28 protein-coding genes, 4 pseudogenes and 1 riboswitch are annotated in these 25,346 nt (G+C 53.3%); of the genes and pseudogenes, 2 read left to right on the forward strand and 30 right to left on the reverse strand.

Going from position 1 to position 25,346, the window contains the following annotated elements:
• Positions 1-201: 201 nt before the first annotated feature.
• The 9 genes from ABD76_RS03235 to ABD76_RS03270 all read right to left on the reverse strand — a co-directional run bounded on the left by ABD76_RS03235 (position 202) and on the right by ABD76_RS03270 (position 9,068).
• Entirely contained in the window at positions 202-1,974 is a 1,773-nt protein-coding gene (locus ABD76_RS03235; RefSeq protein WP_197254264.1) for an ABC transporter substrate-binding protein, read from the reverse strand.
• 339 nt (positions 1,975-2,313) lie between these two features.
• Entirely contained in the window at positions 2,314-2,673 is a 360-nt protein-coding gene (locus ABD76_RS03240) for a hotdog family protein (RefSeq protein WP_338125023.1), read from the reverse strand.
• A complete protein-coding gene (locus ABD76_RS29205) occupies positions 2,594-2,806 on the reverse strand; it encodes a hypothetical protein (protein ID WP_242069328.1) in 213 nt (70 codons plus the stop codon). Before ABD76_RS29205 ends, ABD76_RS03240 begins: the two co-directional genes overlap by 80 nt.
• A 259-nt stretch (positions 2,807-3,065) precedes the next feature.
• Positions 3,066-3,929: an alpha/beta fold hydrolase gene (locus tag ABD76_RS03245; RefSeq protein WP_197254291.1), complete on the reverse strand. Its 864-nt coding sequence runs from the start codon at positions 3,927-3,929 to the stop codon at positions 3,066-3,068.
• Between the two features lie 70 nt (positions 3,930-3,999).
• Positions 4,000-4,902, reverse strand: a complete 903-nt coding sequence (locus ABD76_RS03250) for a TetR/AcrR family transcriptional regulator (protein WP_197254265.1) — start codon at positions 4,900-4,902, stop codon at positions 4,000-4,002.
• A 92-nt stretch (positions 4,903-4,994) separates the two neighbouring features.
• Positions 4,995-5,756: an MFS transporter gene (locus tag ABD76_RS03255; RefSeq protein ID WP_197254266.1), complete on the reverse strand. Its 762-nt coding sequence runs from the start codon at positions 5,754-5,756 to the stop codon at positions 4,995-4,997.
• 236 nt (positions 5,757-5,992) lie between these two features.
• Positions 5,993-7,036 carry an FUSC family protein gene (locus ABD76_RS03260; RefSeq protein WP_197254267.1) on the reverse strand — a complete coding sequence of 348 codons (1,044 nt, stop codon included), beginning with the start codon at positions 7,034-7,036 and terminating at the stop codon, positions 5,993-5,995.
• 201 nt (positions 7,037-7,237) lie between these two features.
• Positions 7,238-8,116, reverse strand: coding sequence for a BsuPI-related putative proteinase inhibitor (locus ABD76_RS03265; protein ID WP_197254268.1), 879 nt, complete (start codon positions 8,114-8,116; stop codon positions 7,238-7,240).
• 193 nt (positions 8,117-8,309) lie between these two features.
• A complete protein-coding gene (locus ABD76_RS03270) occupies positions 8,310-9,068 on the reverse strand; it encodes a CAP domain-containing protein (protein ID WP_197254269.1) in 759 nt (252 codons plus the stop codon).
• Between the two features lie 5 nt (positions 9,069-9,073).
• A riboswitch (cyclic di-AMP (ydaO/yuaA leader) is annotated at positions 9,074-9,205 on the reverse strand.
• A 133-nt stretch (positions 9,206-9,338) separates the two neighbouring features.
• Here ABD76_RS03270 and ABD76_RS03275 point away from each other — a divergent pair.
• Positions 9,339-9,614 (forward strand): hypothetical protein, encoded by a 276-nt coding sequence (locus ABD76_RS03275; RefSeq protein WP_197254270.1) that lies wholly within the window; start codon positions 9,339-9,341, stop codon positions 9,612-9,614.
• Between the two features lie 33 nt (positions 9,615-9,647).
• Here ABD76_RS03275 and ABD76_RS03280 read toward each other — a convergent pair whose 3' ends face one another.
• From ABD76_RS03280 to ABD76_RS03295, 5 genes are all read right to left on the reverse strand, one after another.
• Entirely contained in the window at positions 9,648-10,286 is a 639-nt protein-coding gene (locus ABD76_RS03280; RefSeq protein ID WP_197254273.1) for a histidine phosphatase family protein, read from the reverse strand.
• A gap of 254 nt (positions 10,287-10,540) precedes the next feature.
• Positions 10,541-10,963 (reverse strand): metallothiol transferase FosB, encoded by a 423-nt coding sequence (fosB, locus tag ABD76_RS03285; RefSeq protein ID WP_197254275.1) that lies wholly within the window; start codon positions 10,961-10,963, stop codon positions 10,541-10,543.
• 11 nt (positions 10,964-10,974) lie between these two features.
• Positions 10,975-11,241 (reverse strand): hypothetical protein, encoded by a 267-nt coding sequence (locus ABD76_RS29215; RefSeq protein ID WP_242069329.1) that lies wholly within the window; start codon positions 11,239-11,241, stop codon positions 10,975-10,977.
• Positions 11,235-11,486, reverse strand: a complete 252-nt coding sequence (locus ABD76_RS29220) for a hypothetical protein (protein WP_242069330.1) — start codon at positions 11,484-11,486, stop codon at positions 11,235-11,237. Before ABD76_RS29220 ends, ABD76_RS29215 begins: the two co-directional genes overlap by 7 nt.
• A gap of 269 nt (positions 11,487-11,755) precedes the next feature.
• Complete coding sequence (locus tag ABD76_RS03295) at positions 11,756-12,202, reverse strand: inositol monophosphatase family protein (protein ID WP_197254276.1); 447 nt, start codon at positions 12,200-12,202, stop codon at positions 11,756-11,758.
• Positions 12,203-12,340: 138 nt separating this feature from the next.
• On the opposite strand from ABD76_RS03295, the gene ABD76_RS03300 reads away from it, so the two are divergent.
• Positions 12,341-13,012, forward strand: a complete 672-nt coding sequence (locus ABD76_RS03300) for a copper amine oxidase N-terminal domain-containing protein (protein ID WP_197254277.1) — start codon at positions 12,341-12,343, stop codon at positions 13,010-13,012.
• A gap of 108 nt (positions 13,013-13,120) precedes the next feature.
• Here the strand turns inward: ABD76_RS03300 and ABD76_RS03305 are convergent, their stop codons facing one another.
• From ABD76_RS03305 to ABD76_RS03380, 16 genes and pseudogenes are all read right to left on the reverse strand, one after another.
• Positions 13,121-13,624, reverse strand: coding sequence for an NUDIX hydrolase (locus ABD76_RS03305; RefSeq protein ID WP_338125018.1), 504 nt, complete (start codon positions 13,622-13,624; stop codon positions 13,121-13,123).
• A gap of 24 nt (positions 13,625-13,648) precedes the next feature.
• Positions 13,649-14,596, reverse strand: coding sequence for a hypothetical protein (locus ABD76_RS03310; protein WP_242069331.1), 948 nt, complete (start codon positions 14,594-14,596; stop codon positions 13,649-13,651).
• 403 nt (positions 14,597-14,999) lie between these two features.
• On the reverse strand, positions 15,000-15,440 hold the full coding sequence (locus ABD76_RS03315) for a GNAT family N-acetyltransferase (protein ID WP_197254279.1): 441 nt from the start codon (positions 15,438-15,440) through the stop codon (positions 15,000-15,002).
• Positions 15,441-15,465: 25 nt separating this feature from the next.
• Positions 15,466-16,377, reverse strand: coding sequence for a Rossmann-fold NAD(P)-binding domain-containing protein (locus ABD76_RS03320; protein WP_242069332.1), 912 nt, complete (start codon positions 16,375-16,377; stop codon positions 15,466-15,468).
• A gap of 136 nt (positions 16,378-16,513) precedes the next feature.
• Positions 16,514-17,317 (reverse strand): lipid II flippase Amj family protein, encoded by an 804-nt coding sequence (locus ABD76_RS03325; RefSeq protein ID WP_420901917.1) that lies wholly within the window; start codon positions 17,315-17,317, stop codon positions 16,514-16,516.
• Between the two features lie 30 nt (positions 17,318-17,347).
• Positions 17,348-17,644, reverse strand: a complete 297-nt coding sequence (locus ABD76_RS03330; protein ID WP_197254281.1) for a hypothetical protein — start codon at positions 17,642-17,644, stop codon at positions 17,348-17,350.
• A gap of 42 nt (positions 17,645-17,686) precedes the next feature.
• Positions 17,687-18,016, reverse strand: coding sequence for a TrmO family methyltransferase domain-containing protein (locus ABD76_RS03335; RefSeq protein ID WP_338125019.1), 330 nt, complete (start codon positions 18,014-18,016; stop codon positions 17,687-17,689).
• Between the two features lie 162 nt (positions 18,017-18,178).
• Entirely contained in the window at positions 18,179-19,873 is a 1,695-nt protein-coding gene (locus tag ABD76_RS03340) for a M3 family oligoendopeptidase (RefSeq protein ID WP_197254283.1), read from the reverse strand.
• Between the two features lie 116 nt (positions 19,874-19,989).
• Positions 19,990-20,286, reverse strand: a complete 297-nt coding sequence (locus ABD76_RS03345) for an antibiotic biosynthesis monooxygenase family protein (RefSeq protein WP_197254285.1) — start codon at positions 20,284-20,286, stop codon at positions 19,990-19,992.
• Positions 20,287-20,652: 366 nt separating this feature from the next.
• Entirely contained in the window at positions 20,653-20,916 is a 264-nt protein-coding gene (locus ABD76_RS03350) for a hypothetical protein (RefSeq protein WP_197254287.1), read from the reverse strand.
• 128 nt (positions 20,917-21,044) lie between these two features.
• Entirely contained in the window at positions 21,045-21,923 is an 879-nt protein-coding gene (locus ABD76_RS03355) for an urease accessory protein UreD (protein WP_242069333.1), read from the reverse strand.
• Positions 21,871-22,394, reverse strand: a pseudogene (ureG, locus tag ABD76_RS03360) (urease accessory protein UreG); the annotation flags it as partial. The gene ABD76_RS03355 and the pseudogene ureG, both read right to left, overlap by 53 nt.
• Positions 22,388-23,670, reverse strand: a pseudogene (ureC, locus tag ABD76_RS03365) (urease subunit alpha); the annotation flags it as partial. The pseudogenes ureG and ureC, both read right to left, overlap by 7 nt.
• A gap of 61 nt (positions 23,671-23,731) precedes the next feature.
• On the reverse strand, positions 23,732-23,845 hold the full coding sequence (locus ABD76_RS03370) for an urease subunit beta (protein ID WP_197254289.1): 114 nt from the start codon (positions 23,843-23,845) through the stop codon (positions 23,732-23,734).
• A gap of 116 nt (positions 23,846-23,961) precedes the next feature.
• A pseudogene (locus ABD76_RS03375) lies at positions 23,962-24,072 on the reverse strand (urease subunit gamma); the annotation flags it as partial.
• An 845-nt stretch (positions 24,073-24,917) separates the two neighbouring features.
• Positions 24,918-25,346: pseudogene (locus tag ABD76_RS03380) on the reverse strand (transposase); the annotation flags it as partial.

The raw sequence follows: 25,346 nt of genomic DNA on the forward strand, positions 1-25,346 counted from the left end.
TCTAAGCCAGGCAGTTACAGAATATAATACTTGCCTATCAACATTTTGTAAATCCCTAGATTATAAAATATTGTAGTTTTCTGTTAACCGACACATGCTTGATTGTTACGAGACCCATGCGTATGCCTCGGATCTATTCTGTCATAAAAATCCTCTCCCGACAGGACGGGAGAGGGTTCGGATCAATGGTATTATATACAATCAATTGATCATTAATGAATCTACGCCGTAAGAGAAATCGCGGTAGGGACTCATATCGAGCCCTGTAAAGCGGGCATTATTGGCCCACATGTCGCGGCGCTGGTACATATAAATGTATGGCAAATCCTCGTTGAGCTCTTGGTACAGTTCCTTGTAAATCTTTTTGCGCTCTTCTATATCCAGCGTTTTTCCGCCTTTTTCGAACAGCTCGTCGACTTTTGGATTAGAGTAACCGATATCGTTCTGCGATCCGCCAGTAATAAAAGAATTTTGACTCACTTGCGGGTCCGGCCTTAACCCGACGGCCAAGAACAGCATATCGAAATCGCCTTTCTTCTTCTTCTCTATAACCGCGTTGAAGTCCATTTGCTCGGCGACGAATTCGATGCCCAGTTCCTTGTAGTTCGCTTGCGCGACCGGAATAATCGCGTCATTCACCACGTTTGGCGAGGTTGCCGCGAAATTGATTATGAATTTCTCGCCGTCTTTTTCACGAATGCCGTCCGCGCCGACCTTCCATCCCGCCTCATCGAGCAGTTTCTTCGCCTTTTCGAGATTGAATTCGTACTTGTTCACTTCATCGGTATAGGCCCAGGACAGCTTCGATTGTGGCACGTTGATGACCTCGGCGTAGCCCTGGTATACAGCATCCACGATTTGCTCGCGGTCCAGACCATACGTCAAGGCCTGCCGTACCTTCTTATCCTGGAACTTCGCCCGATTATGATTGAAGGCGATGTAGCCGTAACCATTGGTCGGGAAGAGCGTTATATCGAGGAAACTCATTGATTGCAGCAGCTCGAAGTTGTCGAGATTCGCGGAAATGAAATCCATATCCGTCTCTCCAGCCTGCAGCAGTTGGGCGTTCGTCTCCTCCGTCGTGAATTTGTAGATCAGCTTCGGAATTTTCGGTGCGCCCTTGAAATAGTTCTCATTGGCGACAAACGTTACTTCCTGGCCGGCCACGAACTTTTCCAGCTTGTATGGCCCATTGCCAAGCGGCTTCGTGAACAGATCGTTCATATAGCTCAAATCGCCCTGTTTGTAATTTTGGCCGTAATAGGCCTTAGAGATGATGCCAGCCCCACCTATAGCGGGCTGTGCTAGTGCGCTAGGTTCAATGGTTGTGAATTCAATCGTGAGAGGATCGATAACCTTGATGCCTTCAATGGAGGTTGCTTTACCATCAAAATACTCCTTGCCGCCCTTGATCTTGGCGTGTCTGATAATGTCTGTGGGGCCGTCATACGACTTGTCATGGAGGACGGTTATCGTGAAGGCGACATCTTCCGCGGTCAACGGCGAGCCATCGCTGAACTTCAAGCCTTCCCTCAGCTTGTACTTGTGGGTGAGATTATCCGGCGAGACTTCATACTTCTCCGCCAGCATCGGGGCATACGTTCCGTCCTTCTGCACTTCCAGCAGTGATTTGAATAATGTGTCGGCGACGTAAGTATCATAGGTTGTCTCCGCGTACAGCGGGTGGAAGATTCCAGCCGGCGCGGACATGCCGATAATGAGCGTGTCTGTCCGGGCCGTGGCGTTCGCCGGCGATTTGCTTGGATCGGAAGCCTTGACAATTCCTTCGTTGATAACTCCGGCTTCTTCCGGCTCGGAAGCCGGATCTCCATCCTCCTTCTTCTCCGCCTCACTGCCCTGTTCCTTTTGAGCCGGTTCCTTGGATGGCTCCGCGGTATCGCCGCCGCTGCATGCCGAGAGCACCAGCGTTAGCGACAACAGCAAGCATAAAAACATGACCCAACTTTTCTTCACTGTACAACTCCCCCTACATTCATAAAATAATTATGTTGACTCTAAGCATTAACGAAATTAATGGTTTGCCGGCAAACGGCGAACTACTTTTCGAACTTTGGTCAAATAATTATGCAGGATTCTGGTTGTTTCTGCGTAAGCCAGGTAGTTAAAGATATAATACTTGCCTATGAACGTTTTGTAAATCCCCAGTTTAAAATTTTTGTTGCCTCCTGTTGTCTCATAGCAAAAGAGCGATTTGCGGCATGGAATGAAAAAAACCTCCCCGTTACCCGGAGAGGGATGCATAAATATTCAACCACAAAATGGTTGTTATAGTAAAATTTATAATAAAATTTCTTACGTATCACTTTCCGCATATACCATAATCTCATCCACTTTCACAATCACTTTACCGTTGACCGAAGCCTGGCCGCTGCCTACGACAAAGCCCCGCCTTGCCTTAATAAGCGTGTACTCGAGCTCCAGGCAGTCCCCCGGTAAGGCATGACCGCAGAATTCCGCTCCTTTGATGGACGACAGAAAGCCAAGATTGCCGCCATGTCCCATCGCCGCCAACGCGCCCAATTGGGCCAAGGCTTCGACGATCATCGTATGCGGCATCGTCCGTTCCGACCCTTCACCGGCGAAATACCATTCCGTTCCAGCGACCTTTTTTGTCCTTCGCCCACTGCCCTTCTTGAATGTCGGTAATGCAATCCACCATCAGGAACGGATACCGGTGCGGCAGCCGATTCGTTATTGCTTTGCGCTTCTCTATCATTTTCTGCCCCTGCTTTCTATCATTTTGTGCGAAAAATCCGGTTGTTCCCCAGCCCCAATTCCAGTTCATTTCCATAGGCGCTCCACTTCCGCAAGATTCTCGCCGCGGAAGGTGCAGCGGTAGATGTCAGGCATGCTCGTATCCTTCCAGAAATCATAGCCGTACCCGGAATCAAAAGTCAACGTGATTTCGCAGTTGACACGCCAACATAAAACAATTCGCTGCCTCAGCGCCATTTCCCTGCTTTTCTGCATTATGCAAGAAAGTCCCGAGCACAAAAAGGCCTCCGTAGAGGCCCTTTTCCGCATAGTTCAAAAAAACACGATCGTCAATGCTGAATTCGTTCTTCCGGGGTATCCGTATCGGCATCGTACAAATGCCCTGACCAGGCCAACGCTTCCTCCCGCTCCTCAGGCAGCGTCTTGCAGCGGTTCTTCACCCACTGCTCGATCAGCCAGTTCATCTCCAGAGCATTTTTCGTCGGAATTTGATGCTTCGCCTTCGGGATCCAGTACAATTGGCTGTTCGGCAGGCCATGATGCAGGATAAGCGCATATTTGTGAAAGCTTCTGTCGTTCTGTCCGTAGATGAGCAGCACCGGCGCCTTAATCTCCTGCAGCCGATCCGTGCAATTGTAGTTCAAGCTGTACTGGTAATATTGTCTCCAGTTGGCATTATTGCCTCTCCTGGCCGCTCGCTGAAGATTTTTATAGGTAAGGCGGCTATCGGCGTTCCCCCATGTGATCGCCCATGATATGAGCGACTTGGCCTTCCAGCGAGTGAAGGCTGCCGCCGCGCGGATGCGGCCGCGCAGCCACATATCGCTCGCTTCGGACATCGCGCTGATCAGCACGCCCCCGAGGAACCTCTCCGGGGCGGACAAGAGCGCGTGCAGAGCGATCGATCCTCCGGTAGAGTAGCCGCCGACATACGCTTGCTTCACGCCCAGCTTATCCATCAGCGCGAGCATATCTTCCGCGATGAGCTGGTATGTGATCGGCTCTTCAGACGGGCCGCTGTATCCGTGGCCCCGAATATCGAACGTGATGACCCGGAAGCTGTCGGACAATTGGGCCATCTGGTAATTGAAATTTTCCGATGTCAGCAATGGCGGATGGATCCAGATGATGGGCACCCCTTTGCCTCGCACATGATAGTGCAGGCTGACACCGTTCAAGCGGGCAATCGGCACCCCGGTCACCTCTCTCATCAGATGTGGTTAGGCTCAGGGTGCCCTGTAAGTACCATGTTTATTCCTGGCCTTACAGCCGATTCAAGTGCTGCACGGCCGTCTCCAGTTGATCGCAGACAGGACGCAGCGTCTCCACCCGGTTCAGATTGGCGAGCATCCCGAGCACGATAACCCGCCGCGGCTGAATCTCCATAAGCTCCTGCTCCAGTACCGCGAGCGAATCTATGGCATCCTGAATTCGTTCGGGAGGCAGGCTCAGCCGGCTCAGCTCTTCACGCATTTTCTGCACCAGGACCAGCGGATGCATCGCTTTCTGCGGCTCCTGGCTGATCGCTTGCAGAAGCGCCGGCCAATCCTCCTCCTTCATGAACGGTTCCGGCCGGGATTGCAGCAGCTTCTGCGCGCTCAGATCGACCAGATCAAGCGCGTAATCACTGAGGCGGTCCAACTTCACCGTAACCTCCTCCAGCAAGATCACGTTTAAGTATGTGGTAATGATTCCGCTCAGCAGCAAGGTCAAATCAAGCTTGTATGGCGAGATGGCGTTCCCGTACATATCCGTCAAATCGTTCATGATGCTCCGGGTGTTATCAAGACTGGCCTGCTGCAAAAATTGATGGATCTCTTTATTGGCGAACCCGGCATTTTCCCGCATTTGCATCGTCGTGAACTCGGGATATTCGGACAACATCACCATATGGACTTCGATCTTCTTCTTCACCCGTTCACGGGGCGTCAATAACGGATCCCGTTCAATGATCTGAATCCGATCATAGAGCAGCCGGTAATAATATTTGAATATGTTCAACAACAGTTCTTCTTTGGAAGCGTAATGCTGATATACGCTGCCTTTGGACATTTTGCAATATTGGGCTATCTCCTGCATCGTCGTCTTCATATAACCCTGCGTGGCAAACAGCTTCATCGCCGACTGTAAAATATGCTTCTTTTTTTCTGCCGAACGCTCCTCCATAACGATGAATGCCCCCTGTACAAACTGTTCCGGTCATGCGAATATGACCTATCTTAACGAAAAAGCCTCCCGTTTGCAATGAATCCGTCCTCTTACAGGGAAGCCGTGGAGGATTGAACCTCCCCCTTGCCGGTTCGCTTCCAGTTGGCGAGAATCATCGTGCTGAGCAATAAAATCACGGCTCCGAACCAATAAGGAATATTGGTATTCACGTCATATAAGATCCCGGCAATCGAAGGCCCGATAATATTGCCCAGACTCATGTACGCCGTATTCATGCCGGCGACGAAGCCTTGCTCGTTCCCCGCCATTTTGGAGAGCAGCGTTCCGGCGACGGCTAACCCGGCAGCGAAATAAAAGGGAACGCGGATGCCGTATTCCGCGAGCAGTCCCCCGATGCCCGGGCCGATCACGACTCCCAGCGTCATGGAGGCGCCGAACAGTCCCATCCCCTTGGCCCGTTCATCCTCGGTCGTAATATCGGCAATATACGCCATCATCGGCGAGGTTAACAATGCCGCCCCCAAGCCGCCGAGAAGACGGGACAGATACAGCATCCACATCTGGTCCGCAAAAGCAAACACGATTTGCGACAAAGCGAATATTCCGACCCCGCTAACAATCAATATTTTGCGGCCGTATTTATCAGACCATTCCCCCGCTATGGGAGAGAACAGAAATTGAGTAAGCCCAAAAGCGGCAACCAGATAGCCCATCGCCTGTCCTCCGCCGCCAAATTCCTGCAAGAAAGAAGGCAGTATCGGGATAATCAACCCCATTCCTACCATCGTCACGAACATGTTCATCATCAAGATGACCAATGGTCCGTTGTATTTCCGCCTTGCTTGCGACATCTCTCGTCCTCCTCTTTTTTCTGTTCATTATCTGTTGATTAGGGAGCCTGACGAGTGCAAAACTGCCGCCTCCCATTTAGTACCGACCGGTTCTATATATGACTGCAGGGTCGAAATCATTTTACCTCAACCATCCAGTTCAAGTCAAAATGCTCTGGAGAAGCTTTCGTAACACGACAGCAAAAAAAAGAACCGCATACGCGGCTCTCTTTCATGTAAATATTTCTCTTCTCTTTTTACAGCAAGCTTTGCAGCAGACCCTTATCTTCTTCCTTATCCACATGCCCGACCAAGCGGTCTAGCCGGCTGATCTGATGGCCGTATTCATATAAGGACGCAGCCACGATCGATAACCGCAACGCTCCTTCCGGTCCATCCGTGCCGTACTGCAGCGCCTGGGTCATAAAGCGTTCGTTTTCCCGCTCCAGATTGGCGATGTCGCCGCTGTCGGGCTTGACCTTGTCTTCGAACTTGAGCAGGACATGCTCATGGCATTTAATGAGCAGCTCCAGATGGCGATCGAAGAACAGATCGGATTCCTTCGTACGGGCCGACTGAAAATAATGCTCTTCGATGATATTGAGCACCTCGATGCCTTTGCGCAGCGTATTCAGCAGCTGCTTGTACACGACGATGCGGCGCGTATGGCGGTATTTGGACCGCTTCAGCTTCTTCGTCTCCTCCTCGAACAGCTTGTACTTATCCGAGATCGATTTCAATGAATCCTCCAGCCCCTGCTTCTCGACGCGGAACGCGCTCTCCTTCATCTCATCCGAAATGGCGGTGCGAAGCAAAAGCGACATCCGGCTGAATACATTCTGGATCTGCCCGATAAATTGCGCCTGCGGATTCGGCGGGAAGAACAAAATATTGATTAAAAATGCCGAGCCGATGCCTATTAGCGTCAGCGCGAACCTTCCGAGCGCAAAGTCCCATTGCCCCGATGCTTCCATGACCGAGATGACAGTGACCAACGTTAGCCCGACCGTCTCCTCCATCTTCATCTTAAGACAGATAATGATGACCACAATGCATACAATCCCGACCGCGATCGGCTCGTTCGAGAACGCCATGCCGGCCAGCAGGGCGATCGCGGCCCCCAACGTGTTCGTCTGGAGTTGATCGAGAAAATAACGCCATGACCGGTAGATGGACGGCTGCATGGCGAAGATGGCCGCCACTGCGGCAATCACCGGCGTTTTGAATTGAAAATATTGACTGATGTATAAGGCGAGCGTAACGGCGATCCCCGTCTTCAACACCCGGGCGCCAAAAGCCATGGCCCTCCCTCCTTCCTCCTATCCTATCCATATGGACAGAACTCCGCCATATTCCTTTATGGACAAGGTTTTATTTTATCTAATCTTATTGTAAAATCAAGTCCCGGAGGCGGCAATATGCTTCCAACCGTTCCGCTTAGACAACGCCAAAAAGCCTTCATGCCGGATGTCCGGACAGAAGGCTCAATCCGCGGTCTGCGTTTATAATTGGATCTGTTCCTTCAAGTACGCCTTATGTTCGGTCACCAGCCAGAACTCTACCGTATAGGTTTGACCCTGCTGCAGATTCACAGACTCGCGGTATGTCAGCGATTTCCCGGGGAGCACCGTCTCCTCTCCCAATACGGTTAAATAAAATTTGTCCTTGGAGGCCTGATATACCACTTTGCCCGCCGAGTCCGTCACCTTGAAGTCATAGCGCTGCGAGGAGGTGAACGGAAGAACCAGCTCTTCATGCGATACGTTGGTTACGATGAACGTCAGCACCGCCTCTCCTTGCTTGGTGCGGCCGACTTCCATCTTCGTCTCCAGCGGCGAAATCCGGACGGCCTCCTGGAACTGCTCCGCCAGCTTCTTGGCCGCTAGCTCGGAGATCGGCTTACGGAAGTCAAGATCGTCTTTGACGATCGACAAGGCTACAGCCGCGTGAATATAGCGGGACGCCCAGGCCGAGCACTTGTATGGCCCTGACTTCGCCTGTTCGAGCGCCGGCGCGGCCATCTCGTCAAGCTGGTACCCCCTTGCCAGCGCAGCGATCATCTCCTGATAGGTTACGCTTCGATCGGGCCGGAAATGCTCGGCATCCGTTCCCTTCATGAGTCCCGCTTCGATGACGGCGGGAATGGCCCCTTGGGCCGTCGCCCAGTGATCGGCCGCATCCGCGAATGTCGTGCTCGCCTTCTTCGTATCGAGCCCGAAGAGCTCGGCCAGCAGCACCGCCAGATCAGCCCGACTCAGCTCGTTCATCTCAATGGCCATGTTGACGGGCTCTATGGCCCGCGGTTCCGCCTGTGTTCCTGCCGGCAGCGCCATCATGCCGGCAAGTGCCAATCCGCAGGCAAGCCTGTTTATCTGCTTCATCTCAATCTTCTCCCTTCTTACATATCGGAATGAATGCATGAACGCATCTTCCTATATTTTACCTGACGCTCTTCAGGCGCGGGATGTTGCAGGATCAGGAATAGGATTCCCTTTCGGAGTCAGCGGCAACCGGATGCGCGACAAAACAGCGGCACCTTCTCCCGATGCCGCTGCAGTGATGTCATATTTAATTTTAGCCGGTGAACTCTTGAACCCATTCGCCATTGTAATAAGCGACGCCAATCGAAGTATAGTTCGGATTCAAAATGTTTTGGCGATGGCCTTGGCTGTTCATCCAAGCGTTCATAACCTCTTCCGGCGTACGCTGTCCTTTGGCGATGTTCTCGCCAGCCGTACGGTATTGAACGCCTTGCGCCTTCATCAGATCGAACGGGGAGCCGAGCGTCGGCGATTGATGGTCAAAATAGTTGTTGTTATACATATCTTGCGCCTTAATCATCGCTACCTTCGTCAGCTTCTCATCCGATTGAAGCGGGTTCAAGCCGGCTTTGGCCCGTTCCTTGTTGACCAGATCGACCACTTGACTCGCAAAGTCGGACTTGTCCGTGACCGTGCCATTATCTGTGCTTGGCGCAGGCTGTGCCGGCTTCGTTGGAGCAGGCGTTGGCTTGGATTCCGGTTTGGTGACGACGTTGCCTGGATTTTGAACCGTCGGCAGTTTTACGACAGGCTGCTGCTGTGTGCTGCCGTTATTGGCTTGATTCTTCCAATCCTTTACCAGATTGTCCAACCAAGCTTGCCAGTCGGCGGATTTTGCCGGATCCGGAATGACGGCTTTCACATTTACGCCGTTTACTTTAACCATATAGCAATTCGGGTTCTGCGCCTGCACCGCATCGGTCTGCGGCGCCGCGAAGGCGGAACCGGCCGCCAGAACCGGAGCTAGCGCGATAGCGCTGGTTACTGCGACTTTTTTGAGTGGATTCTTCATTCATTCATCTCTCCCTTTGCAGCCTACGAGGTTAGCTGTCGGGTTCGGGTCAAAGAGGTCACCCCTGACGCAAGTATGCGACTTCACCCCAAAAGTTGGGTCCCCCGCGCTCTTCCGAGCTTCGGCTTGATTCGAATTCGTACACATCGTAACACGAATAGGAGGAGAGATCATGCTATAATATATGGCATTTAATTAAGATTTTGTTACCGTTTTGTAACCACTTTGACATCAGATCGTTCGAAAAGATGATATAGAGGTTAAGTGCCTATGATTATTCGAATTACTTTGGGACTGCTCATCGTCGCCATTGCAGGAGTGTATGCCCTCATTGAAGATGATCTGTACCAATTGTTCAACATTACGGGTTGGATTGGTCTCGGGCTGTGCGGATTTGCCGGCATGATGTCCGACGGGCTAAGCCAACCCGAGTACAACAGACAGCACAGCGCCAGTCAAGGCATAGGCTTCGTCGCTACGCTATGGCTTCTTGGCGCACCGAGCCTGCTCACTTCGCTGATGCTGTACATCCTCGTGTACCGCTAAGATTCCCCTCATCGGCTGCATGGGAACGCACGGCTACCAGGCTTTCTCTCCGAGCGCATCCTGGTAGTGGGACGTGTCGCCATGCAGTAAAATACGAGGTCTCCCCTCCGTGAACTCCAGCTTGCACAGGCAGGCCGGATGAATGTAGGGAAGCTCCCACAGCAGATGAAGAGGGCGCGGCTCCGCGTAAGCCATCAATAGCTTGACCACGACCGTATGGGTCACGATCAAGACGGATTGGCCGGGATGGTCGCGCACGATGCGCAATAGCCGCCCCAGAGCCCGCTCTTGAACCTCATGGAAGGTCTCTCCGCCTTCAACCTGGAATTGGCCCGGGTTTTTCCAAAATAATTCGAACTGCTCCGGGTCCCGCTCCCGCACCGCCGCCTGCGTCTGTCCTTCCCATGCGCCGAGATGAATCTCCTTCAGATCCTCACAGGCCTGAATCGGAAGACCCCGCTCCATTCGAATCAGCTCTGCGGTCCGATACGCCCTTCCGCTGGAACTGGCATATATCGCATCAAGAGGCTCATGCCGCAGCGCCTCCCCCAGCCAGATTGCTTGTTGGACACCCAATTCGGTCAAGGGAGAGTCCTGATGCCCCTGCATTCGATGCTCCAGATTCCACTCCGTCTGTCCGTGGCGGACGAGATAAATCGTGGTCGGTTTCATAGTTTTTCTCCTCTCTGCCTCGTTCAAAGGCATGTCCTGACAACACTCAACGCTGATAAGTAACCCAGGCAGGAACGGCCTCGAACGGGAAAAAATCAAGCCTCGGCAATGCCCATTCGTCTGTCGTATCGATCTCGGCATACAGCCGCTCCAAGCCGATCAGCTACGCATAGCGCACTTGCCGCTTCGTCAATTCCACGATCCAGTGCCTCGCACGCTCCCGTTCCCTGCCGCATACTCCATTTTTCTGGATATCAATCAAAAAACTGAATATGGGGCTTGCGGGCACGATAGTATTGAAGCCGATCGCCGAGCGTCCCCGTATGGAATTCGAAGCAGTGATGATCGGGATCGAGAAAATAAATCGACTGTCTGTCTTCCCGTGACCTTTCCCGGCCAGCAAGTACCGTAACTCCATAATCCAGCAGCTTCTGGCGCACCGGCTCATAATCCTTTTCATCAATGCTGAACGCGATATGCGTATAAGTAACCGCCTGCCCGGAGCGCTCGGCATCCTCCTGATTCAGCGCGATCCACAAGCCATGGCAATCGAAGTAAGCCAGCCGCCTCCCGACACACAGCAGCTTGCCTTCCAAAATATCGCGGTAGAACGCGATCGAGGCTTCCATATCCGACACGGAAAAACAGAAATGATTCAAGCCTCTGATATATGACATCGGCGTCCTCCTTACCCTGTTCGCTCCGGCTTCGAAGCCGGGTCCACAATATACGCGACATTCTCATTGAAACGCAGTGCGTAATCGAGAGCGGATAGCCGGACGAATGCGGTGTCATCCAGATCGAACATACTGATTCCGGGCAAGTACTGGGCGGAACTGCTTAATACAACATCATCCCTTCCCGGGAAGCGGAATGTATACCTGAAATCCCGGCTCGACACATAACCTGAGAGCAACCGGATGCTGATATACCATTCCCCATCCAGCATCACCAAGGAACCGCGCGAGTCTCCTTCCATCGGAAAATGCGGGGAGCGAATATGATATGCGGGCCAAGCTTGAGATGATATATGCCCCTCACATAACGGAGCAGCTTGATCATCCCTGCCGCTCCGCCTCCGGCCAGCCCAACCACGAGCATTCGCAACGGATCCCCTGTTCTCAACCAATGGAGCAAGCCGTCTGCTCCCGCGGCAAACAACAGGGCGATGCCAAGCAAGAACGCGAACATCAGAGCCAACCTATCCGCCCCCTTTACGCTCTCCGGCATACCGCCACCATCGAAAGAGAGGAAGGCTCGAGGGATGCGCCGGACCAGCCTCCGTACAGATGCAGGAGTTCAAAGTCGCCCATTCTAGAACCATCGGCAGTTCAGGATTGCCCTGATTTTCAAGATCATATACGTTCGGATCCTCATATTCGGATAAGTCCCAATCCATCATGGTCATCAATCCACCTCTTCACATAGAATCATGCCTGCTCCGGCATGGCGCTTCAGTGCCTCTTGCCTCATGCTCCAGTCTGTATTCCTTGGCGCACAAGCTCCAGCCATTGTTCATCGGCTTCGGGGGAACAAGCAATCAGGTATGGCTCCTGGCACATCGTCCGGAACGGCCGGCCCTGGAAGTCCATGACCTGACCGCCCGCTTCCTGGACCATCAACACGCCGGAATACAGATCCTCTCCTTCCGAATTATAGAGCACGATGGCGTCGATCATATCCCGTCCCAGTTGGCCGGCTTCCTCGCTGCGAATGCGATGAGCGGGGAATTTCCGCTCGATCGCCTCCACGATGACCTGTTCGGCTTCATAATCGGCTTCAGTCACCACATCTCCGGCGTCCCCTTTCTCATCCACCTTATGCATCGTGTCGAAGCGCCGCTTGATGATGGCCCCGGCCGCTTTCGCCGCGCTTACCGCCACCTCTTTGGCTTCCTGCAATATCGTTCTGTTCATTTCCGCACCTCACTGTACGTCGTTATCCCCCGATTCTTGACTGACACATCCATCAGGGAGACTCTATGAATTCAGGAATAATTTTACTATAATATAATAATAGGCAAAGACCAATATAGACAAGGAGGTAATCATACGATGTCCTCTCCACGGAAAAGATGGATTATCGCCAGCCTTGCCATTCTGCTGGGAGCCGGATCCGCGGCGCCGGAAGCGATTGCTCATCCGGGCAGAACGGACAAATACGGAGGCCATACGTGCCGGACGAACTGCGAGAAATGGGGGCTGGAGTACGGGGAGTATCATTACCATAACGGGTCAAGCCGTTCGTCCAAGGCAAGCTCGTCGAAGCCTGCGGGAAGCCGTACTAGCACAGCAAAAAGCAAGTCCTCCGCTTCAGCCGGTCAGGCTTCATCCAAGTCCAAGCCCGCACCCGTCAAAAAGCAGCCGGAGCCGGTAGAAGCCGACATTACCGTCTCGTGGAACAAGGAAGACGTCTCCCTGTCCTCGAAGCCGGTCCGGCATCAGGATCAATTGATGCTTCCTCTTCTCGATACGCTGGATGCCCTCGGCATCTCCTATTCCGTCAAAAACAAATCTATTCAAATCAAAGAAGATGAACGTCAGGTCATCGTCCCGATTAAGCATAACGAAAAGAACATTCAAGTCGACGGCAACAAGGTTAAGCTTGCTGTCCCCATGATCATTGCCAAAGGGAAGCTAATGGTCCCCTTGTCCTTCTTCCGCGAGGCTCTCTCCTGCACGTTGTCATGGGACGAATCGGCCCAACACTTGCAGATGGCAAAGTAATGCCGTCAGGTCAGTCCCGGATTCTCTTTTAGACTGAAGCATTTGAAAGAGGCCGGGGCTGCCCGAAGACCTCAACCCGCGTTCATTTCTTGGAGTCCTGATTCTATATCAGCAGGTACATTTTTCCTCGAACGCGCGGCCGGATTCCTTCAGATCATCGTTCACGATATGGCGGAACTCGCCGTTTGATCGAAGCAATTGCTTCAAGGCCGCCGGGTAAATAACCGTATCCGGAATCTCATCCAAATCGATCCACCGGAAGGTAAGGACAGGCTCCGCTTCCTTGCCGATAAATTCGTCGTCCGGAATATCCGCCTGTTCCCCCGGGCAAGCATGGACTTCGTAATATACGCCGAATTCGTGCAAGCCCGCCTGCCGGTACGCATTGAAGTTTTCGATCAAGCCTGCGAGCCTGACCGGTCGTACCCGCATGCCCAATTCCTCGGCAAATTCCCGAACGACGGCCTCTTCTGTGGGCTCATTCCACTCCGCCCTGCCTCCGGGGAGGACCCATACATCCCCCGACTTGTTGCGCTGCATCAGCACCTTTCCGTTATCATCACTCCCGCCAGCATGGCTAGAAAAGACGCAAAAAATGCCGCGCTTGCGCACGGCATCTTGGTGAAAGCGAACGGCCTAGGCCGCTGTATTTTCTTTTGGCTCCGGCGCAGGGAATAAAGGCTCCCATTGGAGACCTTCCCCGCAGATTTCCTTGCGCAGGTCGGAGATGGCCTGAAGCGATTCTTCACGCTGCTTCTCCAGCAATTGAACGGTTTCGTTATGAAGATCGCCAATCTTGTTTTTCGTGATGGCGGTCAGGTCGGCAATCGCCTTCTTGCTGGCCGCCACCCCTTTGGATACGTTTGCGGTTTGCTCTTTCTTCAGTTCGGCATAGAGCTTTTTTGCCTGCGTCTTCGTCAGCTTGCCCTTGCTGTATTTATTAATCGGACTATCCGCATAATTTTCACTGGAGCCCTTCTTCAGCTTTTGCATCGGACTGTTCAAATAATTCTCATTCACCGTTTTGTTGTATTTCCACATCGAGCTGTTCAAATAGTTCGGATTGATCGCTTTGCTATAAGTCCACATAAGGCTTTCCAAATAATTTTCATTCAGGGCTTTATTCAGCTTCCACATCGTGCTGTTCAAATGATTCGGATTGCCGGCCACCTCATATTTCCACAAGGGACTGTTCAAAAAATTCGGATTGATATATTGACGATACTCTCTGAGCTTGTTCTTAACACTTCTGTCGCTGCCATACCGCTCTTCCAGAGACTTGAGATCGGCGTCCAGCTCCTCATGCCATTCCTTCTGGTCCGCATGCACCTGCGCCATCATCTCTTCGTACTTCCGATGGCTGTCGTCATAAAATTTCTTATACGCCCGCTCGGTTTGTTTCAAATAACTCTCGTAAGCATCGACCGTTTTTTTGTTGTAGGCTGTGTATTCCTTCCATACTTGAGCAATCCATTGCTCGTCAGCCGCATGCGCGGAAGCGGCCGGCAGCAGCGCGACTGCAGCCAACAGCAGACTGCACGCAATCCGCATCGATTTGGAAAGCCATAATTTCCTTGGAAACATAATCCACCTGTCCTTTGTTTTTGTATTCAGATAGAGGATATTTTATCCAAACGTTTCTCTGTTTCCAAGTACCTCAGCCGATAAACCGTTCTTAAGAACTATGCAAATCCCGCCAAGGATATAGCGCGAGACAGGAACGTTGCGTTACCATCGCGTATTTTGCCCTATTGACGCCAGTCGGGTTTGTTCCGATCAGAAGCGAGCTTTCCGTGCGCCGATGCGGCGGATTTTGAAAAAAATATAAACCGTGAAACTTATCCTTCAATGATTTGCTCCTCGGCATCATCTCTGCCAAGATCATCGCCGGCAAAGCGCTGCCCGACAGCAACTATACGCCTTAAAAAGAGCGCAATAAAGAGAGCGCACATCGTGTGCGGCTCTCTTCTGCGCCGGAGCAGGGTGCCTATTGCTCTTCCGGATGAGTCTCATACGTGCAAGTGAACCGCTCCACCCCCGGGTAGATTTCGCCCCGGCTCTCAATTCTAAATCCGATATTTCGATAAAAATCAACCGCTTCCTCATCGGTCTCCGCTTTGACGACGTCCGGCTGCTCCTGATGGATGAGCTCTAAGATCATGCCTCTGCCGAACCCTGCTCCCCGCAGCTCCGGATGGACGGCGATATGAAGAATCTCGATCTCCTTCTCCTGCTCCTTCTCCTGCTTCCGGAAGCCGATGATGCCTGCAACCTCGCCTTCGCTCTCATATCCCCACAGCTCGTGGTCGGGATGCTGCTCATACCATTTCAAGACAGCTTCCACCTTATCCGGATCAGGAAATACAGATAACTCGACAAGCTCGCGAATAGCCGTCTCCCGCAGCCGCGGCTTCACATTGATAAACATCCTTTCATTCCTCCTGCTAACCTAGTCAATTCCGCGCCAGCTTGCGCACGAGCGGAATGAACCAATCCGTCACTTCCGGAAACTTGAATCCGGCTTCCCGCGCCCGGCGGTTATCCATGAACCAATGATCCGGGACGCCGAATGGCGAACGGTTCCCCTCCGCCGGCGGTTCCACGATCGCCTTTCTGCCGACGGTCTCTTCCACGATGGCAAGGATGCGATCAAGCGACAGTTCTCCGTTGGAGCAGGCATTGATCGGTCCCGCTCCCTTCTGATCCTTCAGCCAGCATAAAAACGAAGCCGCTTCATCCGAGCTGATGAACGACATTTTCGCCTCCCGGTTCGGGATGCCAATCGGCTCCCCCTGCCGGATCCGGTCCACATGGAAATGCAGCCGCCGCGTATAATCGTCCTCCCCCAGCACAATCGGGAAGCGGACCGCATGCACGGGGAAGCCGGCCCGCTGGAAGAAGACGGCCTCCGCCTGCCGCTTTCCTTCGCCGTAGTCTGCCTCGGCCTCCGGATCCGTCTCGAACGGATACGAATAAGGATCGAAATCCGACTCGGGATGAGCGTCGCAAGCGCAGTCGTATACCGACAGCGTCGAGGTGAAAATATACTTCTTCGCTTTCCCTGCGAAAAGATCGCATGCCATCAGCGCTTCCTGCGGCGTATAGCAGATGTTGTCATAGACCGCATCCCAGACCTGATCCCCGAACGCTGTCCGCAGCGACTCGCAGTCCTTGCGATCAGCCCGGACACGGACGACCCGGTCGCCGAAAGGATCCGGAGTTGCGCCGCGGGTGGCGATCGTAACCTCGGCTCCGCTCTCCAGCAGCTCGAACGCTGCCTCATTCGCTTCGGGAGATTGGCCCGCATCATCCGCTTGTATAATAAGAACCCTGTCCTCGGATGTATATCCCAGAATGCTTAACATATCTATGTATCCCCTTTGTTGGCGTACTGACGCGGCAGGTTGCCTGTCATCATGTCATACGCAGGAGACTGTCTTTCGTTTCCTGCATTACGTTAGCTTTTCCTTGGAAAAATATTACGCAGCCCTGGCCGCGATCTCAACTGATGATCCGGACGATGGAGGCGATCCAATAGGCCGCCGGGACCAGCAGAAGCTGCGCAAGCAAGGTGCCGAAGAAGCGCGAAAACATCAGCACCGCATAGATTCGGCCCAGCCGGCCGCGTTCTTCGGGATGCTGAAGCGCCTTATCCGTAATCAATCCGAGCTGCGGATCAATGAAAATGGTCAGCAGGATAGTCGCCATCCCGTTAATGAGCCCCGATGACTGCGAAGCGGTCGTGCTGAGCTCCGGAACAAGATAGGCTGCATACAGCGAGGCGAGCACGCCTACCGTATAGATCGCGGTAACCGCGATATTCAACAGGATGAACCGCTTCGGAATTCCTAAATACCGGAGACTGATCAGCATGGACCAGGTCGGTCTGCGGATATAACTCTTCGTCCGCTTCAACTGGCCGATCGTGACGCCGGCCAGCAGCTTCGGGATCGAGCCGGCCACCTCCAGCCGGGCGATGATCCGCGTGAACAGTTGAACGAAAGTCGGGAACACCCCGATCGCGAGCAGCGTCCCGGCCGAAGCCGCCACCAGCGTGAACCTGAGGTAGGGCAGCGGATCGAACTCCGGATGGCGATTGGCATAATCAATAAAATTGGCGGTGAACGGCGCTTGAATCAGGTTGGCCGTGCGCGCCACGAGCACGACGATGCCGGTCAGGGACAAGGCGACCGCGAGCTTGCCGATCCGGACGCCCGCGAAGCGGATCGAGTAGGATAGCGTCTCGGACGCATGAATAATCAAAGTAAGAATAAATACAATTACTAGCGTATACGTCAACGGCATCACTCCGAATGGACGATAAGAATAAATACATCATGGTTGCTGCTCCCCCTGCTGCTGGCGCTCGTCTCGGGACAGCTTCGCCATATCGCGCTGGCTCGGAAGATCCCTCCAGTCCGTCTCCGACCGGGGGGCCCGGTACAGCACCCTCGGGCCGGGAGCCGGTTCCGGCTTCGCGAACCGCGACGCAATCCGGCTCTGTTTCTCATGGATTAGAAATAACAAAATAACGATGATCGTAGCGTCGAAGAATAGCAGCGTCTCTATTCCCAGCCCCTTGAATATAACTCCATTCAGTATGACGAACAGGAACATCATATAGATACGCATGTCAATCCCCTCCTTCTCCGTCAACATCGCTTATTTCGCTTATCAGAAATAATTCGCCATCAGCTGGTCTACCCAGGCGGGCACCTGCGGATTCGATGGCGAGTCAAAGGCCGGGAAATGCGGCTTCACATCAATCACTGGCGTATCGTCTATCGCGTCCAGCCCTTGTACCCGGATAACCGCTCCTTCAATGTCAACCAGCTTCGCGCACGTAATGCCAATCGGATTCGGCCGATGCTTCGCCCGCTGCGCAAAAATGCCGATCTCCGGCATATCGGACCGCCCCTGCGGTCTGCGGACCAGGTCTGCCGCGGGATCGAAGGTAGAGCGATCCATATAATATACGACAAGGATATGGGAAAATTCCCGCACTTCCCCTCATTTCCCAACAAGAACCGAACACATTATATCCCATTATTTAGAATGACACCATTGGGGCTGTTCCCGTTGCTTCCCTCCCATAACGGCTGAAGACCACAGGCACCTTTCGCGCATGTGGTCTTCCATCCCCGCGGATATTCCATTGTCCCGGGCTTACAGCTTCGTATCGTCTACCTCATTCAACCATTGTTCGATAACGCCGATGACCGACGCCACGCATCCGTCCTCGAACGGAGAGATGAGGCCGGCTACGGCGACAAGCTCGGTGAAGGACTGGCTTCCCCCGGTCTGGCACAGCTTCAAATAATCGGCCCATGCCGCCTTATAATCTTCATTCATGCGCTTCCAGAACTGGAAGGCGCAGATTTGGGCCAGCGTGTAATCAATATAGTAGAACGGCGACTGGAATATATGTCCCTGCTTATGCCAGAAGCCGCCGCGCTCCAGGTAATCGATGCCCTCGTAATTGCGGTGCGGCAAATATTTGCGCTCGATATCGCGCCAAGCCGCCTTCCGCTCCGCCGGCGTCGCATCCGGATTTTCGTAGACGAAATGCTGGAACTCATCCACCGAAACGCCATACGGCAGGAAGAGCAGTCCCGATGACAAATGATCGAATTTATACTTCTCCGTCTCCTCTTCGAAGAACAGGTTCATCCACGGCCAAGTGAAGAACTCCATGCTCATGGAATGAATCTCGGCCGCTTCAAATGTTGGGAAATGGTATTCCGGTACTTTTAAATGTCTGCTCTCATAAACTTGGAACGCATGCCCGGCTTCGTGAGTCAGCACATCGATGTCGCCCGAAGTGCCATTGAAGTTGGAGAAAATGAACGGCGCCCCGTATTCGCTCAAATAGGTGCAGTAGCCTCCGCTCTGTTTCCCCTTTTTGCTGACCAGATCCATCAGCCCGTTGTCAACCATGAACGTAAAGAATTCGTTCATCTCCGGCGACAATTCCGCATACATCTTCTTGCCGTTCGCGATTATCCAGTCCGGGTCGCCCTTCGGCGTCGCATTGCCCGACTTGAAGCTGAGGCCTTCGTCATAGAAGCGAAGCGTGTCGACGCCGATCCGGCTGCGTTGGCGCTCACGCAGCTTGGTCGCTATCGGCACGATCTCATCCAGCACCTGCTTGCGGTAGTTGGCTACCATTTCGGCGTCATAATCGGTGCGGCACATCCGCGCATAACCAAGCTCCACGAAGTTGGAGAAGCCCAGCTTTCTCGCCATCTTCGTGCGCACCTTCACCAACTCGTCATAGATCCGGTCGAACTCCGCCTCATGCTCGGCCATGAACTGATAACGCGCTTCGGACGCGCGCCGTCTCATGTCCCGATCCGGCGACTGCTCGAACGGCATCAATTGCGCCAGCGTGCGCTCCTCGCCCTCAAATGGAATTTTCGCCGATGCGATCAGCTTGTTATATTCCGTCGCCAGCTTGTTCTCCTGCTGCAGATCTTCAATAATGTCCGGATGGAACGTCTTCACCGACAACTCCGCCAATTGGAACAGTTGGCGGCCCCATTTCTGTTCCAGCTCGGCCCGGAATTTCGAGCCGATCAATGCCTTGTAGTAATCTGTTATGTATTCCTGGAACATGGGCGTGATCTCGTCCATATAATCCTGCTCCGCCTTGTAGAACTCATCATTCGTATCGATGGAGTGGCGGATGGAAACGAGCTGACTCTGGGTATCGAAGACGCTGCGCAGCTTATTGATGGCCTCCATGGCCCGATTCTGCTCTTCAAAGCTCTCCGCCGCATTGAACGCCTGCAGATGCCCCTTGAACTGCTTGCCGATCGCTGCGATATCGGGTCGCTCGTAACGATATTCGCTAAATGTCATGCAATTACACAACCTTTCAGAAGGTAGTCTTACCCCTCCATTATACTGAACAACCCGTCCGAATTACTACGCCTAATGAAGGAAAACTTTTGCAGGCGCTCCAACCGCCGTTTATCTCATTTTAATCTAATCCCGACATAATGCTCCGAGACGGGAGGGCGCTCGAAAAAAGGCTGCAGCAGAACGCTCCACTCGAGGTAGGATTCCGATGCCGTAAAGCCCGGCATATGATCCTTGAACGAGTTCCATTGGACGATCATAACATACTTATCCGCGACCTCCACACATTTATGGAGCTCGTGCTTCATATATCCCGGCCGCTCCGCCAGAATCGCCGAGGCCTCGCGAAAGCAGCTCTCGAAATCGTTCGCCGTTCCCGGCTTGACATAGAACGTCGTCATATGCACAATCATCGTCTCACCCCTTCTTTATTGTCATATGCGCCGACGCGCCGGTACACGACACCCCGATGTTATCAAGCGTTCGAATCTGTATGGCGGGAACGTGAATTTCTTTGATGCAAGCAACTTTAGGGAGACTTGCGATACACTTGACCAGAGCCGCGATGTCTTGAACCTCATTGCGGGGATTATTGGGCGGGTATTGCTAGAAGAGTGGTTCAATAGAGGTAGAGGAGCGGAACATGGCCCGCATCATACGGCCTTCTGCAGCCTTCTGCGTGTGGACCGGAGCAGAAATCCACTCGCAGAAGGCCAAAAGAAGCAACGCCGACAGCGGCGGCAGCAGAGCCGGACATTCGCCCGGCGAGCTTGAACCACCTAGCGCTCGACGGCGCTGCACAGAATCGGTACGCCTGCGGAAGAACCGGTTCCGCGGCAGCTTGTGCAGTGGCTCTGCGGCCCTTCGGGATGGGCGGCCGTAGCCCGTTTTGGCGTCGTGCCGAAACTGTCGGGATAAGGGAAAAATACGTGTTCCGTTCCGTTGCGCGTGCTGCAGCTCGGACAAGACTTATATTTTCCGTCGCTGCTCCATTGCGACGCATTCAACGGTTTCTGGCATGATGTACAAATCAATGGCTTCATGGAAGCAGTACCACCTTTCTCTATGTATCCTTTCCATGTGAAGAGAATCACCTGAACGGACGGATGATCCTCGGCACGCAGAAGGCTGCTCCTCTGTACATTGTACATGGAACAGCCTGGAATAGGAATCAATATTTGCGCAGAGAAATTGGTCCCCAACCGAACCAGCGCTCCCGAACCGTATTGGCGATTCGACCGAACAGCGCCTCGATAGCCTGGGTCGAATCGCCCAGCATGCGGACGCCGAAGCCGGGAATGATCAGCTCCGACAGCCCGATGCGGCCTTTCATCCGGTTCAGATCGAGCGTCTCGGCCAACTCCTCGATGAACGCGCGGGTCGCAAGCGGGCCGATGACGAATAGCGATCCGACATGCGTATGTCCGTCCATGCGGCCAAGTCCGCGAATCGGCCGCTCCCCGGGACGCAGCCTTAGATGATCGAACAGCACAGGCGCTCCGTCCATCTCAATCATCGTCTTCAGCGCAATCTCATCATACGAGAAATGCTCTCCATTCGGGGACCAGCCCGGGGTTACGATTTCCCCCAGAATAAGCGCGGCGCTTCGGTCCATCCGGATTTCGGTCTGCTGCCGATACCTGGAATCGCGGTAAGCAATAACCGAATCGGGCAGCCATTCCAGATAGCTGCCTGCCTCCAGCGCGATGCGCGTCCATTGGAATACCGGCTCCTTCGGCGTGCGGTAAATTTTAGTGGAAGACTGCGTCGTTATCAACGCGGACGCGCCTTCCCCCAGCCCGAGTTCCATTCGGTACCGGTCGCCGCCGACGTATCCGCCCCCTGGATTCATGACGTAATAATGCACCTGGCCGCTTCCGTCCGGGTAGATGGGACGGGCAATTTTGTACGCCCCCTGGTGATATTGGCGGGAAGCGGCCGAACGGCCGCCCCGTTGCTCAACCTTTAGCTCCAGTTGGCCTGTCCAGGGCGCCATCTTACTCCAAGCCGGACAGCAGGGCATGTTTTTCAATCCAATCAACGACTTCATCGAGCCCCTGCTCATCCTTCAGATTCGTGAAAATATACGGCTTATTGCCGCGGAACGTCAGCGTGTCCGCTTCCATCACCTTCAAATCCGGCCGACATAAGGAGCCAGGTCTGTCTTATTAATAATGAACAAATCGGATTTGATCATCCCTTGCCCGCCTTTGCGCGGAATCTTCTCCCCCTGGGCCACGTCGATAATATAGATGGAAAAGTCGACGAGCTCGGGGCTGAACGTCGCGGCCAGATTGTCGCCGCCGCTCTCCACGAAGATAATCTCCAAATCCGGGTGGCGCGATAACAGCTCATTGATCGCCGCGAAATTCATCGATGCATCCTCCCGAATCGCGGTATGCGGGCAGCCGCCCGTCTCCACCCCGATAATGCGATCCTCCGGCAGAACGCCGGTGCGCATCAGAATCTTCGCGTCTTCCTTCGTAAAAATATCATTGGTGATGACAGCCATGCTATATTTGCCGTGCAATCGGCGATTCCATGCGTCAAGGCCGGGTTAATCGTATATTTGGCCACATACCGTCTCACCCGGTAATTATCCCCTGCCTTGCCGGCATCCTCTGCCAGCTTGCCGCGCTGCTTCTTCATCTTGTCCGCCGTCTGCCATGTCCGCGTAACGACTTCCCCGACGCGGCCCATCGCCTGCGAATCGGAGCTGACCATGCTGAAGACCCCAATGTCGTGCAAAATATCTTCTGCCGCAATCGTCTCAGCCCGAATCCGGGAGTCGGCAAAGGCCACATCCTCCGGCACGCTCGGATCGAGATGGTGGCAGACCATCAGCATATCCAGATGCTCGTCCACCGTATTGACCGTGAACGGTCGGGTCGGATTGGTCGAGCTCGGCAGCACATTGGCAAGGCCGGCCATTTTGATCATGTCCGGCGCATGGCCCCCGCCGGCGCCCTCGGTATGATACGTGTGAATGATTCGGCCGCGGATGGCGGCAATCGTATCTTCCACGAACCCGCCCTCGTTGAGCGTGTCGGAGTGGAGCGCAACCTGAACATCATATTTGTCAGCGACCCGCAGCGCATAATCGATGGCGGACGCTGTCGCTCCCCAATCCTCGTGCACCTTCAAGCCGATGGCTCCGGCACGGATCTGTTCGGCCATCGGCCCCTCCGTTGCGCCGCTTCCCTTGCCCAGGAAGCCGACATTGATAGGCAGACCTTCGGAGGCTTCCAGCATCCGGTGCATGTTCCATTGCCCCGGGGTGCAGGTTGTCGCCTTCGAGCCCTCAGCCGGGCCGGTGCCGCCTCCGATCAAGGTCGTCAACCCGGAGGCCAGCGCATGCTCGACCTGCGCCGGGTTAATAAAATGAACATGCGTATCGATGCCCCCGCCGTAACAATCATTCCCTCCGCGGCGAGAATTTCCGTGCATGCCCCGATAATCAGATCGACCCCATCCATGATGAGCGGATTGCCGCTTTTCCCGATTCCCGCGATTTTCCCGTCGCGGATCCCGATATCCGCTTTATAGATACCGGTATAGTCGACGATGATCGCATTGGTCATTACGAGATCCATCGCACCCTCATTGCGGGTAATCAGCGGATGCTGGCCCATTCCGTCGCGGATTGATTTGCCTCCGCCGAACTTCGCTTCATCCCCGTATCGTGTAAAGTCCTTCTCGATCTCGATGAACAAATCCGTATCCGCCAAGCGGACCGCATCGCCGACCGTTGGGCCGTACATATCCGCATACTGGCGTCTGCTCATGCGAAAACTCATGATAATGTCTCCTTCTTCTTTGTCTCGGACTCGCGCTGCTCGAAATCCTTGCCAATCGTATTCAACAGACTTGGATCGGCCGGTCCCCAAGATTCAACACCGAGACGGTAATCGCGCTGCGCCCCTCGTTGCAAACGATTTCATCGTCCCGTAAAATAAACTCGCCTGGCTTCAAGCAGTACTCCTCCTTCAACGTGAACAGGATACATGTGGCATTTCCATTCTCCATCCCGGCCTACCTATCGGGGCCTCTTGTAGCGGACCTGCTATATCGGGCTAATTATTGGCCCTAGCGATGGCCTCCGGATAATTCAACTTCAAGCCGCGATCTCTGCGTCTGCGGGCCAGATCTGCCGCAACGACGATCATCAGCTTTTCCTGTTCCCGAGGTGTCAATCTCATATATGCTCCTCCCGTTCCGTCTTTCCATCCTGATGAAAAGGTGCCCGAAAAAGAAATGGACACTTCACTTTTTCATGAAACCTGTCCATAAAGTTTCATCTGTTTGCATCGAATTACGTTGCTGAAGAGCTCTTTTCATCCCCTTACATGTCTGATCGGCAAAGTAAGGCAGTCGAAGCTGCCATTGTTGGAAATGATTTAATTGATATCGTAAAAAAGGGGGGCTGCAATTGAGGTTATCGAGTTGCAGACCATTGGCAAAATGAATGCGGCTTTCAAGCCGTCGAAGAGAAGAGCTGATAACCATGAATGAGCAGTAAATTAAGGAGGGACAACTCATTCATCGAAAAAAGCGAGGACCAATCGAACTTTGTCGATCGTTACCTTCATTCTATTAAAAAGCGAAATGAAATTAAAGCACTGCAAACCGACAAAACGAACAAAATAAACTGCCCTCAGGCGTTAAAACAAAACTTTTCCTCCGCTTTCATGCCGGATTGCATTTTTTATCCATTTAAGCAAGTTTTTCAAGTAAACCAATTCCTATCGGAGAAAAAATTTCCCATGATATGAAACTAAAAACGCCAATAATACGACCAACTCAAACCCGCCTTCACCCCGCAAACGCCGGATTATTTCTCGTCATTTCACGAATATAAGACATCCTCTCGGAGCTTCCTCCACCTTGTCATAAATGCACTAACACGCGAGAGTCGATATTAAATAACGATCCAAGCTCCGGGCCCCTTTGGCCCTGCCGTTCTTTTGCTCGCAATCCCGTCGGATCAGTTCTAACTGTCCTTAGCTCCCTCACCTGGACGCTCCCTTTTATTACTCTTCTATCGATGCTCACAGCGGGTTCGTAACTTTTGCAGATGACGGTAAGAACCCGTTAGCTGAATCCGTTTAGCTCTGTTTCGGATGTGTACTTCCTGGATTTTCGCCAACCGCTTCCGTTGTCGTTCCGGATCGTTCGTTTGACGTTTCCAAGTAGGCACATCTTCTTGTATCAGATTGCGGAGCGACACCAAGGGAACAATCCCTTGCTCGAACAGTGCTTGCAGATAATCGGTCGTTCCATAGGCTTTATCGGCAGAGAGCGTACGAATCCGGATTTGTGGATGGGCAAAGCGAATCGCGGCCAGTTGCTGCAAACTCGTCTCGCGCTCAGCCGTCCCGGACGCGATGCTCGCTTGCGTAGACAAAATGACGCCGGACTGGACATCCGTTACATGGTGCACCAAATACCGCAAATGCGCTTCCTGACCATTGCT

This window comes from Paenibacillus dendritiformis, from assembly GCF_015845845.1.
Lineage (GTDB): Bacteria > Bacillota > Bacilli > Paenibacillales > Paenibacillaceae > Paenibacillus_B > Paenibacillus_B dendritiformis_C.